Origin of the sequence: Cognatundibacterium luofuense, assembly GCF_018139685.1 — a bacterium.
Taxonomy (GTDB): Bacteria; Pseudomonadota; Gammaproteobacteria; order Burkholderiales; family Burkholderiaceae_D; genus Undibacterium; species Undibacterium luofuense.
In genome coordinates, this window is the sequence record NZ_JAGSPN010000247.1 from 1 (window position 1) to 383 (window position 383).

The window sequence follows — 383 nt, forward strand, 5'->3', positions numbered from 1 at the left end:
CACGGTGCAGGTAATGAAATTCACATACCCCGGTGTAGCCCTGGCGCAGACATTCCGCATACAACTGGGCGGCGATAGCCTGACTTTGTTCCGGACTGATATGCAGCGCGTAGCGGTACATCAGATCACGCCAGGTCCAGAAACTGTCCTGTGTGTTCCCGGCGATTTCCGTCATACCTGCCATCGCACGCTGAAAGGCATGCGAATGCAGATTACTCATACCCGGCAACAGCCATGTCACCTGTTGTTCTGTCGCGGTAGCGGATACGCCTGTCTCGATCTGTGTCAGGCTACCGCTGGCATCCCAGTGCAGGCGTACCTGTTGCGTCCAGCCTTGAGGTAACAGCGCATGCTGTGCAAATAAACTTTGCGTGGACATCATT

1 pseudogene is annotated in these 383 nt (G+C 55.1%); it reads right to left on the minus strand.

Annotated elements, in window-relative coordinates:
• Positions 1-383 (minus strand): annotated as a pseudogene (locus KDM89_RS20250) (formimidoylglutamate deiminase); the annotation flags it as partial.